Here is a 15,589-nt window from a genome sequence, read left to right on the forward strand (position 1 = left end):
GAACGTCCCCGCCCCTCGCACCGGGCCCATGGCGCGTCTAGATAACCCGAACTCATCCCCGGCCACCGCCGTCTCCGGCGGGGCCGACCGGTTCGTTTCTCGGGAGTTCTCGATGCCGCGCCTGCCCCTGACCATCCTGCCCCTCGCGGCAGCCCTGCTCGTCGCCGGGCCGGCCGGCGCCCAGATGGCGCAGACGTCGGACAAGCTGCCGAGCGTCGCCGAGAAGGCGGTGCCCCAATCGAAAGCCCAGGTTCAGCTGTCCTTCGCCCCCGTGGTGAAGCGCGCGGCGCCCTCCGTGGTCAACGTCTACGCCTCCCATACCGAGCCGCGCGGGGCGAGCCGCAGCGCCATGGACGAGTTCATGCGCCGGTTCTTCGGGGAGAACGGGGGGGGACGGGGGCGGGGCGGCGCCCCGGGCGAGCGGGCGCAGAAATCCCTCGGCTCCGGCGTCATCGTCGACGAATCCGGCCTCGTCATCACCAACAACCACGTCATCGAGAACATGAACGAGGTCCGAGTGGCGCTCGCCGACCGGCGGGAGTTCGAGGCGTCCATCGTCCTGCGCGATCCGCGCACGGATCTCGCCGTCATCAAGATCAAGAGCCCGACGGGGGGCCTCACGGCGATGCCGTTCGGCGATTCCGAAGCCCTGGAGGTCGGCGATTTCGTCCTCGCCATCGGCAACCCGTTCGGCGTCGGCCAGACGGTGACGCAGGGCATCGTCTCGGCGCTCGCCCGCACCCAGGTCGGGTCCTCGGACTACCAGTTCTTCATCCAGACGGATGCGGCGATCAATCCGGGCAATTCCGGCGGAGCGCTCGTCGACCTGAAGGGCCAGCTCGTCGGCATCAACACGGCGATCTTCTCGCAATCGGGCGGCAGCCACGGCATCGGCTTCGCGATTCCCGCGAGCATGGTCCGCGCCGTGGTGGAGACCGCCAAGGGCGGCGCCACCGCCGTACGCCGGCCCTGGCTCGGCGCCCGCGTCCAGAGCGTCACGCCCGACATCGCCGAGAGCATGGGCCTCGACCATCCCACGGGCGTCCTCGTGGCGAGTCTTCAGCCCAAGAGCCCGGCCGAGGAGGCGGGCCTGAAGCGGGGCGACCTCATCCTCAGCGTCGACGGCAAGACCGTCGACGATCCCGAAGCCTTCGGCTACCGCTTCGCCCTCAAGGGCCTGAGCGGCACCACCACCTTCGCCGTGCTGCGCGGCACCGGCCGCACCACCGTGGCGGTGAAGCTCGGCCCCGCGCCGGAGACGCGCCCGCGCGACACCCTGAAGGTCCGCACCCGCTCGCCCTTCATGGGCGCGACCCTCGTCAACACCTCGCCGGCCGTCTCGGAAGAGATCCAGATGGACCTGCCCGCCGAGGGCGTCGCCGTCTCGGGCGTCGACGAGAACTCCATCGCGGCCCGCGCCGGCCTGCAGAAGGGCGACATCATCGTGGCCATCAACGGCCTGCCGATCGCGACCACGAAGGACCTGGAACGCGTCACCCGCAACAGCCTCAACATGTGGGAGGTCTCGATCAACCGGGGCGGCGAGGTGCTGACGTCGGTGTTCGGGGGATAGGACCCCCCGGCCCGGTTGCGCCGCCGCCCCGCCCGCGTCTTGATGCCCCCATGTCCGATCTCTTCGCCTCCGCCGGTCTCCAGAACGCCGCGCCGCGCCCCCTCGCCGACCGCCTCCGGCCCCGGACCCTCGCGGAGGTGGTGGGGCAGGAGCACCTCACCGGGCCGGACGGGGCCCTAACGCGCCTGCTCGCCGGCAAGTCCTTCGGTTCCCTGGTGTTCTGGGGGCCGCCCGGCACGGGCAAGACCACGGTGGCGCGGCTCCTCGCCCACGAGACCGACCTGCATTTCGAGCAGATCTCGGCGATCTTTTCCGGCATCGCCGATCTGAAGAAAGTGTTCGAGGCCGCGCGCCAGCGCCGCAGCCTCGGGCGCGGCACTTTGCTGTTCGTCGACGAGATCCACCGCTTCAACCGCGCCCAGCTCGATGCCTTCCTGCCCGTGATGGAGGACGGCACCGTGACGCTGGTGGGCGCCACCACCGAGAACCCGTCCTTCGAGCTCAACGCCGCCCTGCTGTCGCGCGCCCGCGTCCTGCTGTTCCGCTCCCTCGACGAGGCGGCGATCGCCAAGCTGCTGCGGCGGGCCGAGGACCTGACCGGGCGGCCGCTGCCCCTGACCGAGGAGGCCCGCGACGTCCTCGTGCGCATGGCGGACGGCGATGGGCGCGCGTCGCTCACCCTCGCGGAGGAGATCTGGCGCTCGGCCAAGGCGGACGAGATCTTCGGCGCGGACGATCTTCAGACCCTCATCCAGCGCCGCGCGCCGATCTACGACAAGTCGCAGGAAGGCCACTACAATCTCATTTCGGCCCTGCACAAGACCGTGCGCGGCTCCGACCCGGACGCGGCGCTCTACTATCTCTGCCGGATGCTCGACGGCGGCGAGGACCGGCTGTTCATCGCCCGCCGCCTCGTCCGCATGGCGGTGGAGGATATCGGGCTGGCCGACCCCCAGGCCCTGGTGGTGGCCACCGCCGCCAAGGACGCGTTCGATTTCCTCGGCTCGCCGGAGGGCGAACTGGCCCTGGCGCAAGTGACGGTCTACCTCGCCTGCGCGCCGAAATCGAACGCCGTCTACACCGCCTACAAGGCCGCGACCCGGGTGGCGAAGGAGCACGGCTCCCTGCCGCCGCCCCGCACCATCCTCAACGGCTCGACGAAGCTCATGCGCAAGATCGGCTACGGCGACGGCTACCGCTACGACCACGACGAGCCCGACGCGTTTTCGGGCCAGGATTACTGGCCGGAAAAGCTCGGCCGCCAGCATTTCTACGAGCCCACCGACCGGGGCATGGAACAGCGCTACACCGACCGCTTGGCGCATTGGGAGCGTTTGCGCGCGATCCGGCGGGGAGCGGGGGAGTGAGGCGAGCGGCTCCGCACCATCGCAACGCACAAAAGCCGGTGGACCGGAGGCGGGCGAGCCTGTAGGTGAGCCGGCCCAGCCTATCCGCCCTTTGCCGGAGACCCACCATGGCGGCCTGCGGCCTCGATTTCGGTACCTCGAACACCACCCTGGGCCTCGTCACCGAGGCGCGCCCGCGCCTGCTGCCCCTGGAGGGGCGGCACGTGACGATTCCGAGCGCGATCTTCTTCCCCCCCGGCCAGCCCGCCTTCGTCGGCCGCGCCGCCATGGGCGAGTACGTCGAGGGCACGCCCGGACGGCTCATGCGCAGCCTCAAATCCGTCCTCGGCTCCTCCCTGCTGGAGGAGACCACCCCCGTGGGGCGCGAGCGCATCAAGTTCCGCGATGTCATCGCCCGCTACCTCACGGCCGTGAAGGCCCGCGCCGAGGAGGCGGGCGGCACGGAATTCGACACCGTGGTGCATGGCCGTCCCGTCCACTTCGTCGATGCCGATCCGGAGGGCGACACCAAGGCCGAGAACGCCCTGCGGGAGATCGCCAACGGCATCGGCTTCCGTCACGTCTCCTTTCAGTTCGAGCCCATCGCGGCGGCCCTCGATTACGAGCAGCAGGTGCGCGCGGAGGAGATCGCCCTCATCGCCGATATCGGCGGCGGCACCTCGGATTTCTCCATCGTGCGGCTCTCGCCCGAGCGCCACGCCAAGGCGGAGCGCGGCGACGATATCCTGGCCAATGACGGCGTGCGCATCGGCGGCACCGATTTCGACCGGCGCCTGAGCCTCGGCACGGTGATGCCGCTGCTGGGCCTCGGCACCCCCATGAGCCGGGGCGACATCAACGTGCCCAACGCCTATTTCCACGACCTCGCCACCTGGTCGAGCATCAACCGTCTGTACAACGCCCGGACCTTGAGGGAGATCGAGGAGGTGCGCCGCGACGCCAAGCGCCCCGAACTCATCGACCGGCTGTACACGGTGGTGGAGGCCGAGCGCGGCCATTCGCTGGCCATGGCGGTGGAGGGCGCCAAGATCGCGACCTCGGATGCCGGCCAGGGCAGCATCGACCTCGATTGGGTCGAGCGCGGCCTCGCGGCGCAGGTCGACCGGGCGGGCCTCGTGACCCATACGGACGAACTCGCCCGCCGCATCGCCGAGCGCGTCGGCCGCTGCCTCGCCCAGGCGGGACTCACCGCCGACCGCATCGACGCCCTGTTCCTCACGGGCGGCTCCACCGGCCTGCCGCATGTCCGCGCCGCCCTCACCGCCACGGTGCCGGGCGCCCGCGTGGTCGATGGCGACACCTTCGGCTCCGTCGGCACCGGCCTCACCATCGAGGCGGCCCGGCGCGCGGCCTGAGACCGTTTCCGGGCGATCCCTTCGGTCCCGCGCGCCTCGGCGATCCGAAGGCCCCGAACGGAGTTCGTCCGGGGCCGCATCGTGGTGGGGGCGGGTCCCCGTCCCCTCAGTCGAGGCAGCGGCGGAAATACGCCTCCCGGATTCGCTCCATTTCGGCGAACCCCGCGGCGCGCGGGTTGAGCAGCTCGGGACCGTCCGGCACCCGCCCGAAGAACCGGGTGGCCGGATCGACCACGAATCCGCGCTCGCCGAGGTAGAGACCCTCGCGATTCTTGACGTTCACCGAACCGCAGATCCAACCGCCCTCGGCCCGGCGCAGGGCGCTGACCTTCGGGTCGAGGGCCGCGAAGCGCTCGGCGACGAGGTCGAGGACCGTGCGGATCGCCGCCTTGGCGAGACCCGCGTCGGAGCCGTCCTCCACCACCTGCGCGCGGACGGGGAGCCCCGAGACCGGCAGCGCCAGGGACAGCATCGCCGAGAGCAGCATCGCTCGCCTCGGTCTCCCGAGATCGAGGCGGCCGGGCCGGCACAGGCCGGGGGCGATGCCAGTCGGCGTCACGCGCCCGTCGGCCCGGTTCCGCGCACCGGGGCGGAGGCTGGCCGGGATTCCGCGATGAGGATGTCGAGGGACAGGCGCACGATCTCGATGGGGCTGACGCCCTTGGCCTCCGCCTCGGCCCGAACCTGCGCCTGTTCGGCCGGAGGCATCCCGTCGAACAGGGTCTGCGCCACCGCGACGGAAGCATGCTTGTGGTGTTGGGACATGCGATCTGGGCCTATCAATCGTTCGCGGGGAGTCCGACAGTCGATCTCATGAATTTCTCATGATTATTGCGACGGAGCCGGCTCCTTTGCTTGTTGCGGGCCAGAGAATGATGGGTTTCCGCTGTCCGTCAAGTTGCTGCGGCGGTATCGATCTTGTCCGGTCCACGGTCGATCCACGTCCGGTCGTGCGTGTCCTTCCTCGCGCGGTCAGGCCCGGGCCACCCGTCCGCGGGGGGGAGGCGGCGCGTTCTCGATGGGCATCGCACGCGATCCGGTGCGCCACGCCGGAACGCGTTGCGAAAGGAGGGGTCGCTTAACGGAAAACCTCTACCTTGGATTGGTCGATCCGAGGTGTGCCGCGACGTGCGCGGCCCTCGTTGATCGGGCCTTCGAGGATCGGTTCCGTGCGCGCATCCCTCAAAACCGTTCTCACCGCCATCGTGAGCCTGCTGACCCTCGGGCTTGGCCTGCAGGGCTTTCTGGCGGTCAGTCAGCTGCGAAATCTCAACGACGGCACGGTGAGCCTCGCTGAGAACTGGCTGCCGAGCGTGCACGCCGTGGGCAAGGTCAAGTACACCCTCACCCGCCTGCGCCTCGTCGATTCGCGCTACGTCATCGCCAAGGAGCCCGTCGCCGATCTCGAGAGGGTTGGCGAAGAGCGCTCGGCCGCCGTCAGCGCCGCCCTCAAGCAGTACGAGCCCCTGGTGAACGCGCCGGAGGAGGCGGCCCTGTTCCGCCAGATCACCGAGGGCTTCGCCCGCTACGACGCGACGCGACGGGCGTTTCCCGCCGCCGTTCGGGCCGGCGACGCGGCCAAGACCTTCACGACGTTCGACGCCTCCCGCCCGGTCTTCAATGACCTGATGCTCGCCATCGACAAGGCCGCGTCCCTGAACGCCGCCGGCGCGGATGCGGCGGCGAAGCAGGCCCAGACCATCTACGAGCGCGCCGTCGCATTGACCCTGGCGGTCTGCGCTTTCGGCGTGATCCTCGGCCTCGGCGGCATTCTGTTCGTCCTGCGCGGCGTCACCCGGCCCCTCGCCCGTATCACCGAGGCGATGCGGACCATCGCGGCCGGCCGGCTCGCGACCCCGATCCCCTACGCGGACAGCCGCAACGAGATCGGCTCCATCGCCGCCTCCCTCGCGGTGTTCCGGGACGGCCTCGTCGAGGCCGAAGCGCTGCGAGCGGAACAGCGGGCGGGCGAGGCCGCCGCGGCGGCGCGGCGCACGGCGATGATGCAGGACATGGCGAACGCCTTCGAGGGCGCGGTGAGCGGCATCGTCGGCACGGTCACCTCCGCCGCCACGGAACTTCAGGCCACGGCCCAGACCCTGTCGGCGACGGCGACGCAGACCGCCAACCAGTCCGCCACCGTGGCGACCACCGCCTCGGAGGCCGCCACCAACGTCACCATGGTGGCCACGGCGGCCGAGGAACTGAGCGCCTCCGTGCGTGAGATCGGGCGGCAGGTGGCCGGGTCCACCACCCTCGCCCAGGGCGCCGTGCAGCAGGCCGACCGGACCGCCTCCCTGGTGGAGACCCTGTCCCAGGCGGCCGCTCGCATCGGCGACGTCGTCGCCCTCATCTCCAGCATCGCCGGGCAGACGAATCTGCTGGCGCTGAACGCCACCATCGAGGCGGCCCGGGCCGGCGATGCCGGCCGGGGCTTCGCCGTGGTGGCTGCCGAGGTGAAGGAACTCGCGACGCAGACGGCGCGGGCGACGGAGGAGATCTCGGGGCAGATCGCCCAGATTCAGACGGCGACGGGTCAGGCGGTCTCGGCGATCGCCGACATCACCACCCGCATCCGCGAGATCGACACGGTCACCACCGGCATCGCGGCGGCGGTGGACGAGCAGGGCGGCGCCACCCAGGAGATCGTCCGCAATGTCGCCGAGGCGGCGGCCGGCACGGATGCGGTGACGAGCCATATCGGCGGCGTCGCCGAGACCGCCGGGGAGACGGGCGCCGCCGCGACCCAGGTTCTCGGCGCGGCCTCCGAACTCTCGCGCCAGTCCGAGCACCTGCATGCCGAGGTCGCCCGGTTCCTCGCGACGGTGCGGGCGGCCTGAGACGGCCCCTCCCTCGAAGCGGTCGTTGGGGAGCGCTGGTTCCCTCTCCTGAAAGGAGAGGGACAGGGTGAGGTGTGTGACCTCTTCGGAGATGGACCCAACAAGCGAGAAGCCGCCGGGCTCGGGACCCGGCGGCTTCCTGTTTTCCAGTCCCCTGCCCCGGCTTCGAGGCCGGTCTCAGGCTTCGCCCTCGTCGAGATCCTCTTCCGTGGGTTTCGCCGTATCCAGGATCTTGTCGGCGAGGATGCCGGAATTCTGGCGGATCGCCGCTTCGATCTTGGCGGCGATCTCGGGGTTGTCGCGCAGGAAGCCCTTCGAGTTCTCGCGACCCTGGCCGAGGCGCTGGCTGTTGTACGAGAACCAGGCGCCCGACTTCTCGACGATGCCGGCCTTGACCCCGAGGTCGATGAGTTCGCCCACCTTCGAGACGCCCTCGCCGAACATGATGTCGAACTCGACCTGCTTGAACGGCGGGGCGACCTTGTTCTTCACCACCTTGACGCGGACCTGGTTGCCGATGGCCTCGTCGCGATCCTTGAGGGTCGAGACGCGGCGGATGTCGAGGCGCACGGACGCGTAGAACTTCAGGGCGTTGCCGCCCGTGGTGGTCTCCGGGCTGCCGTACATGACGCCGATCTTCATCCGGATCTGGTTGATGAAGATGACCATGCACTTCGAGCGCGAGATCGAGCCCGTGAGCTTGCGCAGGGCCTGGCTCATGAGCCGGGCCTGGAGGCCGGGCTGGCTGTCGCCCATCTCGCCCTCGATCTCGGCGCGCGGCGTCAGGGCCGCCACGGAATCGACCACGAGGACGTCGATGGCGCCCGAGCGCACCAGGGTGTCGGTGATCTCGAGGGCCTGCTCGCCGGTATCGGGCTGCGAGATGAGCAGGTCGTCGAGCTGCACCCCGAGCTTGCGGGCGTAGATCGGGTCGAGGGCGTGCTCGGCATCCACGAAGGCGCAGACGCCGCCCTTCTTCTGGGCCTCCGCGATGGTGTGGAGGGCGAGCGTGGTCTTGCCCGACGATTCCGGACCGTAGACCTCGATGACCCGGCCGCGCGGCAGGCCGCCGACGCCGAGTGCGATGTCGAGGCCGAGGGACCCCGTGGACACCACCTCCACCTCCGCCACCTGGGCGTTCTTGCCCAGGCGCATGATCGAGCCCTTCCCGAAGGCCCGTTCGATCTGCGACAGCGCGGCGTCGATCGCCTTCGCCTTGTCCTTGTCCACCATGGGAGCGTCCACAACTTTCAGCGCGGGCTGGGCCATTCGTCGGGTTCCTTATGCATGGGGTGGGAGCCAGGCTCAATGCGCTCCGGATGACGCTGGATGTACCTGTTTTGTTCTCATTGTGCAAGGCCGGCGCCCAAGGATTGCCCGTGAACGCCGGAGGGAACGCCCCGCAAAAATTCACCGCGCGATGGTTTCCTTCACCGTCTCGACGAGCTGCTTCAGGCTGAAGGGTTTGGGCAGGAAGTTGAAGTCCTCGCCGTCGGGGAGGTTCTTGCGGAAGGCGTCCTCGGCGTAGCCGGAGACGAAGATCACCTTGAGCTCGGGGTGGTGCTTGCGCAGCTCGCGCAGCAGGGTCGGGCCGTCCATCTCGGGCATCACCACGTCTGAGACCACGAGGTCGATGGGCTGGTCGGTGTCCTCGATGATCTTCAGGGCGTCGAGGCCCGACGCGGCTTCGAGCACCGTGTAGCCCCGGGCCGACAGGGCGCGGCTGTTGACGGCCCGCACGGGGTCCTCGTCCTCGACGAGCAGGATGACGCCCTGGCCGGTATGGTCGGGGGCGGGCTTGCGCGGCGAGGGGGCGGCGAGTTCGGGCGTGCCCTTGAGGCGGTGGGCGGCGATCTCGCCGCTGTTGGTCTCCGTCGCCACGGGGAGGACGGGCTCGGGCTCGGCCGCCGGCACGTGGCGGGGGAAGTAGAGCCGGAAGGTGGTGCCCTCCCCCACCGTGGAGCGCACGTCGATGGTGCCGCCGCTCTGCTTGACGATGCCGAACACCGTCGAGAGGCCGAGACCCGTGCCCTTGCCGATCTCCTTCGTGGTGAAGAACGGCTCGAAGATCTTCTCCATGACGTCGGGCGGGATGCCCTGGCCGGTGTCGATGACCTCGATGAGGACGTGGTCGCCCTCCGGCATGCCGAGACGGGCTTCCGCCGGGGCGGAGTCGTGGAGCACGTTGTGCGTGCGGATGAGGAGGCGCCCGCCCTCCGGCATGGCGTCGCGGGCGTTGACCGCGAGGTTGACGATGACTTGCTCGAACTGGTTGACGTCGGCCTTGATCGGCCAGATCTCGCGCCCGTGCTTGAGGTCGAGGTCGACCCGCTCGCCGAGCAGGCGCTTCAACAGGAGGGTGAGGTCGGACAGCGCCTCGCCGACGCTCATCACCTCGGGCCGCAAGGTCTGGCGGCGAGAGAAGGCGAGGAGCTGACGCACCAGGGACGCGGCCCGGTTGGCGTTCTGCTTGATCTGCATGATGTCCTGGAACGCCGGGTCCGTCGGACGGTGGCTGGCGAGCAGCAGGTCCGAATAGCCGATGATCGCCTGGAGGACGTTGTTGAAGTCGTGCGCGATGCCGCCGGCGAGCTGGCCCACGGTGTCCATCTTCTGGGCCTGGGCCACCTGCTGTTCGAGCTGGCGCTGGGCCGTGGTGTCGAGGGCGTAGAGGATCACCCGCTCGCGGTCGTTCGGCTCCGCGTCGGTGCTGCCCGCCGGGGCGTTGCCCTCGACGCCGGCCGGGCTGAGCCAGACCCGAGCCGAGCGGTTGCCCGGCCCCGTCAGCGTCACCTCGATGGGCTCGATCACGGCGAGGCCGCCCGACGCCTTGGCCAGGGCGGCGTCGAAGCCGGGGTGGTCGCGCTCGACGAGGGCGTCGCGCACCACGGGCTCGGCCGCGAGGCTCCCGGCCCCGTCCGGCATCGCCTGCCGGGCGGTGCCGCCGAACAGGCGGGCGAACGAGGCGTTGGCCCGGCCGATATGGCCGTGGCGATCCACCGTGGCTATGGCGATGGGGCTGTTGTTGAGGAAGCGGGCGAGGCGCACTTCGGCGGCGCGCTGGGGCTCGTCGGTCTCGGCTCCGGCCGAGCGGTTGAGCACGATGGTGCGCGAGGGGCCGGGCTTGCCGTCCTGCCCGAAGGCGACGCGGTGGTAGAGCCGGACGGGGAGCGGATGGCCGTTGCGGCGGCGCAGATCGAGGTCGAACCGGTCGGTGCGGACCTCGCCCGGCAGGCCGCCCGAGGCCGTGAGCACGTCGGCCCCGGGGGCGATCTCGGGCAGGCGCAGGCCGCCCGAACCGACGGTGGCGAGGTCGTAGCCGAGCCACGCCGCCAGGGTGGCGTTCATGTACACGACGGACCCGGCCGGATCGATGGAGAGGAAGCCGGCGGGCGCGTGGTCGAGGTAGTCGATGGCGTGCTGGAGCTCCTGGAAGACGTTCTCCTGGCGCTCGCGCTCGTGGGTGATGTCGGCCACGCTCCAGAGGGCGGCGGGCCGGCGCGGCCGGTCGATGGGCCGCACGGCGATGCGGTACCAAGCGAAGGCCCGGTCGCCGAGCCCGTCGGGGGGCGGCGCCATGCGAATCTCCTCGCCGTGGCTCAGGCCCTCGCGGGCGGCCTCGGCGAGGCGATAGACGGCCTCCGACACCTCCGGCGAGCCCACGAACACCCGCTCGACGGCGCGCAGGTTCGCGAAGGTCTCGCCGCCGACGATGCGCAGATACGCCTCGTTGGCGTAGATGAGGCGGCCGCCCTCCTCCACCACGATGCTGCCCTCGGGGGCGGCGTCCACGATGGCCTTGGTGATGTCGTCCCGCCCGGTCTGGCCCGCGAGCTGGAGCGCCCCGATGGCGAGGGCGAACAGGCAGAACACGCCCGCCATGGCCAGCAGCGCCAGGAGGCCGAGGATGAGGGGCTGGGCCTGTTCGTTGGCCACGAAGGACAGGCCGACGGCCGCACCCACGAGGAGGCCCGCCAGGACGAGGAGCAGCCCGACGCGGCCGGGCCGCTCGGACCGGTCGATCGCGTTCGGCGCGGCCTTGGTTGGTCCGCTGAACTCAGCCATCGGGGGTCGATCCACCTGTCATCGGCATCGGGGGTAGCGCCCGGCCCACGCGCGCGGCAAGGCGCATCCCGCCGCGGCTCCCGGCACAGTACAGGTCGAAAGGTGCATAAACAGTGGCTTTGCCGCCACGGTTCATCCGGCAAGCGGGACGAGGCCGCGCCCGCCGTCCACCCCGGGATTACGCCGCCTTGCGCCGCAGGCGCATGACGAAGCCGATGACCTCGGCCACGGCGCGATAGTGCTCCGTCGGGATCTCGTCATCGATGGCCACGGTGGCGTGGAGGGCGCGGGCAAGCGGCGGGTTCTCGAGGATCGGCACGTCGTTCTCCTTGGCGATGGCGCGGATGCGCAGGGCGAGGGAGTCGACGCCCTTGGCGACGCAGACCGGCGCCTGCATCCCGGTCTCGTAGCGCAGGGCCACGGCGTAGTGGGTCGGGTTGGTGATGATCACGGTGGCCTTGGGCACCGCCGCCATCATCCGTTTCTTCACCCGGTTCATGCGGATCTGCTTCATGCGCCCCTTCACCTCGGGGCTGCCCTCGCTCTCCTTGTGCTCCTGTTTCATCTCTTCCTTGGACATGCGCAGCTTCTGGCGCCAGCGGTAGCGCTGGTACACCGCGTCCGCGAGGGCGATGGCGACGAACGCCGCCAGCATGCCGGCCATGAGCTTCAGGGCGAGGGAGAGAATGCCCTGCAGGGTGGCGTGCGGATCGAGGCGGGCGAACACGTCGAGGCGGTCGCGCTCGTTCCACAGGATGGTACCGCCGACGACGCCCACCATCATGAGCTTGGCCAGGCCCTTCACGAACTGGAACAGGGCCTCGACGCCGAAGATGCGCTTGGCGCCGGCCTTGGGCGACACCCGATCCCACTTGAAGCCGAGGGTCTCGGTGGAGAACACCAGGGGATGCTGCAGCAGGCCCGCCGCCAGCCCGGCCACCACCACGAGGCCGATGGGGACGGCCAGGGCCTGGGCGTAGATCCAGAACATGCGCAGGCCCATCCCCGCATAGACGTGCGGATCGGACGGCACCTGATCGGCATTCATGAGGAAGCCGCGCAGGCCCGTCAGCAACCCGCTCGCGATGGTGCCGGACGCCATGGCGAGGGCCAGGGTGAAGGCCCCCAGGATGAAGAACGTGTTGATCTCGACGCTGTTGGGGACGTTGCCCTGCTCGATGGCCTTCTCGATGCGTCGGGCGGTCGGGTCTTCGGTCTTGTCTTCCTGCTCTGCGCCCTCGGACATGGCTCAGACCTTTTCGCGATGGGCTGGCGGGTGGGTGACGATGCGCGGCGCCGCGCGGGCGGGACGGATGGGAGCCGTCCCGTACGCCGGGGCGGCTTTCGCGAGCCTGGCCAGAACTGCGTGGCGCGCGACAAGCCCCCTCCCCTTCGGGAGAGGGGACCCGCGCTGCCCGCGAACGAAACGAGGACACGCGTTGTCTCGGACGGGAGCGGGCACCATCCTTCTCACCGCCCGGCCAGATCGGCGAGATAGCGGCCGATATCGTCGAGGAACACGGCCATCATCACGCCGAGGCTGCCCAGGAGCACCAGCATGCCGATGAGCACGGAGGCCGGAACCGCGACGAAGAACACCTGCATCTGCGGCATCAGCCGCGCCAGCACCCCGAGCCCGACATTGAACAGGATGCCGAAGACGATGAACGGGGCGGCGATCTGCAAACCGAGGGAGAAGCCCCGCGCCACGGCCTTGAGGGCGAGGCGCGCCGCCTCGCCCATGCCCGGCACGGCGTCGGGCGGCAGCAGCACGTAGCTGCGGCCGATGGCCTGGATCGCGATGTGATGCAGGTCCGTCGCCATGATGAGGGTGATGCCCATGAGCGCCAGGAAATTGCCGATGGCCGCCTGCTGGCCGCCCTGCGTCGGGTCCACCGTCATGGCGTAGGAGAGGCCGAGCTGCTGCGAGATCACCATGCCGGCGGTCTGCAGGGCGGCGAGCACCATCCGGACGCTCAAGCCCAGCATGAGACCGACGAGAATCTCTCCGAACAGCAGGGCGATGAGCGCCGGGCCGGCGATGGTTTCGCCCTGCATCGGCAGGAGCGGCCGCACCATGGGAAACAGCACGAGGGTGAGCAGCACCGCGAAGGCGAGGCGCAGGCGCGGCGAGACGAGCTGGTCGCCAACCCCCGGCATCAGCATCACCAGGGTGCCGACCCGCGCGAAGGTGAGGAGGAAAGCCGCCGCGATGCTGGGCAGGAGCAGATTCATGGCCCGTCATAGCAGGCTCCCGCGGGATGGGGCAGGCTCCCGGAGAAAGGAAGCACGCGAGCGGGCGGAAGGGGAACGCGACCTTGCGTCAGCCGCCGGAGACGATGCGGGCGGCGATACGGGTCATGTAGCTGCCCAGGGCGTCGCCCATGAAGGGCAGCATGAACAGCAGGGTGGCGAACACGGCCACGATCTTGGGCACGTAGATGAGGGTCTGTTCCTGGATCTGGGTCAGGGCCTGCAGCAGGGAGATCGCGAGGCCGACCACGAGGGCGACGAGCATGATCGGGCCGGCGACCTTCAGGAACACGAAGATCCCGTCGCGGGCGACGTCGATGATGGCGAGGCCGGTCATGGGATCACTTTTCGCAAGGGGGCGTGGAGGACGGGCGTTCGACGGGTCGATATCCGCCTGCCCTGTGGCGTGACGGATGCGGCGTGGAGGCAGGTCTCGTGACCGGTCTTGCGGGAGGGCAAGTCCCGCATGTCGGTCCGGGCCGGATCGCCTTTCCGATGCGGGAGCCCTCGGTGTCGTGTCGACGCCGGTCGCGAGAGCAGGCGTCGTCCGGAGCTGAAACCGAATGTTAAATCTGCATCCGCATGATCTCCTCGTAGGCCGAGATCACGCGGTCGCGGACGGCCACGAGGGTCTGCAGGGCGGTCTCGCTCTCGGCCACCGCCGTGACCACGTCGACGACGTTGGCCTTGCCGCCGACAACCGTCATGGCCTGCGCATCGGTGCGGTGTCCCGCCTCGCTGATGGAATCGAGGGTCGAGGACAGGAGCGAACCGAAGTTGCCACCCTGCGGCGGGGTGGACAGGGGCGGAGCCTCGGCCAAGCCACCCTTGGCTCCGATGTTCTGGATCGCGGCATAGGCGCCGGCGGCGAAGGCGTTGGTAGCCATAACGGATAGTCTTTCGTCAATAGTGGTTGAGCGGGCCTTCTGCCCAGGAAATATCAAGCTTTCAGGATGTCGAGGGTTTTGGCCACCATCCGGCGTGTGGCGGTGATCATGTTGAGGTTGGCTTCGTAGGCGCGCTGGGCTTCGCGCATGTCCATGTTCTCGATGAGCCCATTGACGTTGGGGAGACTGACGTCGCCCTGAGCGTTGGCAGCGGGATTGCCGGGGTCGTGCTTGGTGCGGAACGGCGAGGTGTCCCGGCGAATCCTGCCGGTCTCGACGAGGCTCGCGCCGGTCTCGCGGTCGATCTGGTGGCTGAAGGTCGGGATCTTGCGGCGATAGGGTTCGCCGCCCGGCTTGGTCGGAGCCGATTCGGCGTTGGCGATGTTCTCTGCGATGACCCGCATGCGGCTCGACTGAGCCTTGAGGCCCGACGCCGCTGTGGTGAGGGATTTGAGAAAGTCCATTGTGCTCTCAATCGTGCGGGACTCGAGCATTTTCCGCCGACATGAAGACCGGTTCGGCGAAAGAAAATGCGGTTTACTTCGGCGTCAGAGCTTTCTCGTGATCCAAGGATCATGAAAAGGCGTCCCGCCTGCCTTCAGCGCTTGCCGATGGCGATCTTCAACGTCTCGAGGCTCTTCTGATAGAGCGAGGATGCGAGCTGATAGTCGGCTTGGTTGTCGCCGGACTTCATCATCTCTTCCTCGAGGTTCACGCCGTTGCCACTGGGCCGAACCTCGAACCCCTTGACCTGGCGGGAGGCGGCCCCCGGGCCGTCGCCGCTTTGCGCGATGGTGATATGGGCCGGGCTCGTGACCGCGAGTCCGGCGCCGGCCGCGCCGACGGGCTGGGCCATGGCGAGGGTGCCGAAGCCGGCACCCGGATTGCCGCCTCGGCCGCGGCCGAGTTCGGGATTGATCAGATCGCGGGGCTTGAAGCCCGGCAGATCGGCATTGGCGACGTTCTCGGACAACACCTTCTGACGCGTCTGATGCCATTGCATCCGGGTGCGCAGAAGACCGAGAATCGGAAGGTCGGTGACGGACATGGCTTGGCGGAAGCCCCCTCGCCGAGCGGGATGTGCCGGGCGATGGGTAGAAATTGCCGTTCGCATGGTTAATGCGGAGTTAAGGGCCCTACACAAAAGTTCGGATGCGATGTGCCGCCGTGAGGCATGTGCCCTCGCGGCAACCGCCGCGCCCGTGGACGCGGCCCCATCCGCCCCTCGGCCTCACGCAAGGAACTGTTA

General features: G+C 69.4%; 14 protein-coding genes. 4 read left to right on the forward strand and 10 right to left on the reverse strand.

The window, feature by feature from the left end; all coding sequences use genetic code 11:
• Positions 1-112 precede the first annotated feature (112 nt).
• From BM249_RS07985 to BM249_RS07995, 3 genes are all read left to right on the forward strand, one after another.
• Complete coding sequence (locus BM249_RS07985; RefSeq protein ID WP_091970657.1) at positions 113-1,573, forward strand: Do family serine endopeptidase; 1,461 nt, start codon at positions 113-115, stop codon at positions 1,571-1,573.
• A gap of 50 nt (positions 1,574-1,623) precedes the next feature.
• Positions 1,624-2,940, forward strand: coding sequence for a replication-associated recombination protein A (locus tag BM249_RS07990; RefSeq protein ID WP_091970659.1), 1,317 nt, complete (start codon positions 1,624-1,626; stop codon positions 2,938-2,940).
• A 107-nt stretch (positions 2,941-3,047) separates the two neighbouring features.
• Complete coding sequence (locus tag BM249_RS07995) at positions 3,048-4,295, forward strand: Hsp70 family protein (RefSeq protein WP_091970661.1); 1,248 nt, start codon at positions 3,048-3,050, stop codon at positions 4,293-4,295.
• Between the two features lie 106 nt (positions 4,296-4,401).
• Here the strand turns inward: BM249_RS07995 and BM249_RS08000 are convergent, their stop codons facing one another.
• Positions 4,402-4,854 carry a hypothetical protein gene (locus BM249_RS08000; RefSeq protein WP_244528641.1) on the reverse strand — a complete coding sequence of 151 codons (453 nt, stop codon included), beginning with the start codon at positions 4,852-4,854 and terminating at the stop codon, positions 4,402-4,404.
• Positions 4,851-5,060 carry a hypothetical protein gene (locus tag BM249_RS08005; protein ID WP_091970665.1) on the reverse strand — a complete coding sequence of 70 codons (210 nt, stop codon included), beginning with the start codon at positions 5,058-5,060 and terminating at the stop codon, positions 4,851-4,853. Before BM249_RS08005 ends, BM249_RS08000 begins: the two co-directional genes overlap by 4 nt.
• A 404-nt stretch (positions 5,061-5,464) precedes the next feature.
• Here BM249_RS08005 and BM249_RS08010 point away from each other — a divergent pair, with 404 nt between their 5' ends.
• A complete protein-coding gene (locus BM249_RS08010) occupies positions 5,465-7,135 on the forward strand; it encodes a methyl-accepting chemotaxis protein (protein WP_091970667.1) in 1,671 nt (556 codons plus the stop codon).
• A 177-nt stretch (positions 7,136-7,312) separates the two neighbouring features.
• Here BM249_RS08010 and recA read toward each other — a convergent pair whose 3' ends face one another.
• The 8 genes from recA to flgB form a co-directional block, all read right to left on the reverse strand.
• Entirely contained in the window at positions 7,313-8,404 is a 1,092-nt protein-coding gene (gene recA, locus BM249_RS08015) for a recombinase RecA (protein ID WP_091970669.1), read from the reverse strand.
• A 141-nt stretch (positions 8,405-8,545) separates the two neighbouring features.
• Entirely contained in the window at positions 8,546-11,200 is a 2,655-nt protein-coding gene (cckA, locus tag BM249_RS08020; protein WP_091970671.1) for a cell cycle histidine kinase CckA, read from the reverse strand.
• Positions 11,201-11,378: 178 nt separating this feature from the next.
• Positions 11,379-12,446 (reverse strand): flagellar biosynthesis protein FlhB, encoded by a 1,068-nt coding sequence (gene flhB, locus BM249_RS08025; protein WP_091970673.1) that lies wholly within the window; start codon positions 12,444-12,446, stop codon positions 11,379-11,381.
• A gap of 224 nt (positions 12,447-12,670) precedes the next feature.
• Complete coding sequence (gene fliR / locus BM249_RS08030) at positions 12,671-13,435, reverse strand: flagellar biosynthetic protein FliR (RefSeq protein ID WP_091970675.1); 765 nt, start codon at positions 13,433-13,435, stop codon at positions 12,671-12,673.
• 88 nt (positions 13,436-13,523) lie between these two features.
• Positions 13,524-13,790, reverse strand: coding sequence for a flagellar biosynthesis protein FliQ (gene fliQ, locus BM249_RS08035; protein ID WP_091970677.1), 267 nt, complete (start codon positions 13,788-13,790; stop codon positions 13,524-13,526).
• Between the two features lie 229 nt (positions 13,791-14,019).
• Positions 14,020-14,340, reverse strand: a complete 321-nt coding sequence (gene fliE / locus BM249_RS08040; protein ID WP_091970679.1) for a flagellar hook-basal body complex protein FliE — start codon at positions 14,338-14,340, stop codon at positions 14,020-14,022.
• A gap of 53 nt (positions 14,341-14,393) precedes the next feature.
• A complete protein-coding gene (gene flgC, locus BM249_RS08045) occupies positions 14,394-14,804 on the reverse strand; it encodes a flagellar basal body rod protein FlgC (RefSeq protein WP_091970680.1) in 411 nt (136 codons plus the stop codon).
• A 134-nt stretch (positions 14,805-14,938) separates the two neighbouring features.
• A complete protein-coding gene (gene flgB, locus BM249_RS08050; RefSeq protein ID WP_091970682.1) occupies positions 14,939-15,388 on the reverse strand; it encodes a flagellar basal body rod protein FlgB in 450 nt (149 codons plus the stop codon).
• Between the last annotated feature and the right edge of the window lie 201 nt (positions 15,389-15,589).

It is taken from the genome of Methylobacterium gossipiicola (genome assembly GCF_900113485.1).
Lineage (GTDB): Bacteria > Pseudomonadota > Alphaproteobacteria > Rhizobiales > Beijerinckiaceae > Methylobacterium > Methylobacterium gossipiicola.

Excerpts from the sequence above, each read along its gene's own strand:
- BM249_RS07990 (WP_091970659.1), top strand. The coding sequence starts at position 1,624 with ATGTCCGATCTCTTCGCCTCCGCCGGTCTCCAGAACGCCGCGCCGCGC.
- fliR (WP_091970675.1), bottom strand. The coding sequence starts at position 13,435 with ATGAATCTGCTCCTGCCCAGCATCGCGGCGGCTTTCCTCCTCACCTTC.
- flgB (WP_091970682.1), bottom strand. The coding sequence starts at position 15,388 with ATGTCCGTCACCGACCTTCCGATTCTCGGTCTTCTGCGCACCCGGATG.
- BM249_RS08005 (WP_091970665.1), bottom strand. The coding sequence starts at position 5,060 with ATGTCCCAACACCACAAGCATGCTTCCGTCGCGGTGGCGCAGACCCTG.
- BM249_RS07995 (WP_091970661.1), top strand. The coding sequence starts at position 3,048 with ATGGCGGCCTGCGGCCTCGATTTCGGTACCTCGAACACCACCCTGGGC.
- BM249_RS07985 (WP_091970657.1), top strand. The coding sequence starts at position 113 with ATGCCGCGCCTGCCCCTGACCATCCTGCCCCTCGCGGCAGCCCTGCTC.
- fliQ (WP_091970677.1), bottom strand. The coding sequence starts at position 13,790 with ATGACCGGCCTCGCCATCATCGACGTCGCCCGCGACGGGATCTTCGTG.
- cckA (WP_091970671.1), bottom strand. The coding sequence starts at position 11,200 with ATGGCTGAGTTCAGCGGACCAACCAAGGCCGCGCCGAACGCGATCGAC.
- flgC (WP_091970680.1), bottom strand. The coding sequence starts at position 14,804 with ATGGACTTTCTCAAATCCCTCACCACAGCGGCGTCGGGCCTCAAGGCT.
- fliE (WP_091970679.1), bottom strand. The coding sequence starts at position 14,340 with ATGGCTACCAACGCCTTCGCCGCCGGCGCCTATGCCGCGATCCAGAAC.
- flhB (WP_091970673.1), bottom strand. The coding sequence starts at position 12,446 with ATGTCCGAGGGCGCAGAGCAGGAAGACAAGACCGAAGACCCGACCGCC.
- recA (WP_091970669.1), bottom strand. The coding sequence starts at position 8,404 with ATGGCCCAGCCCGCGCTGAAAGTTGTGGACGCTCCCATGGTGGACAAG.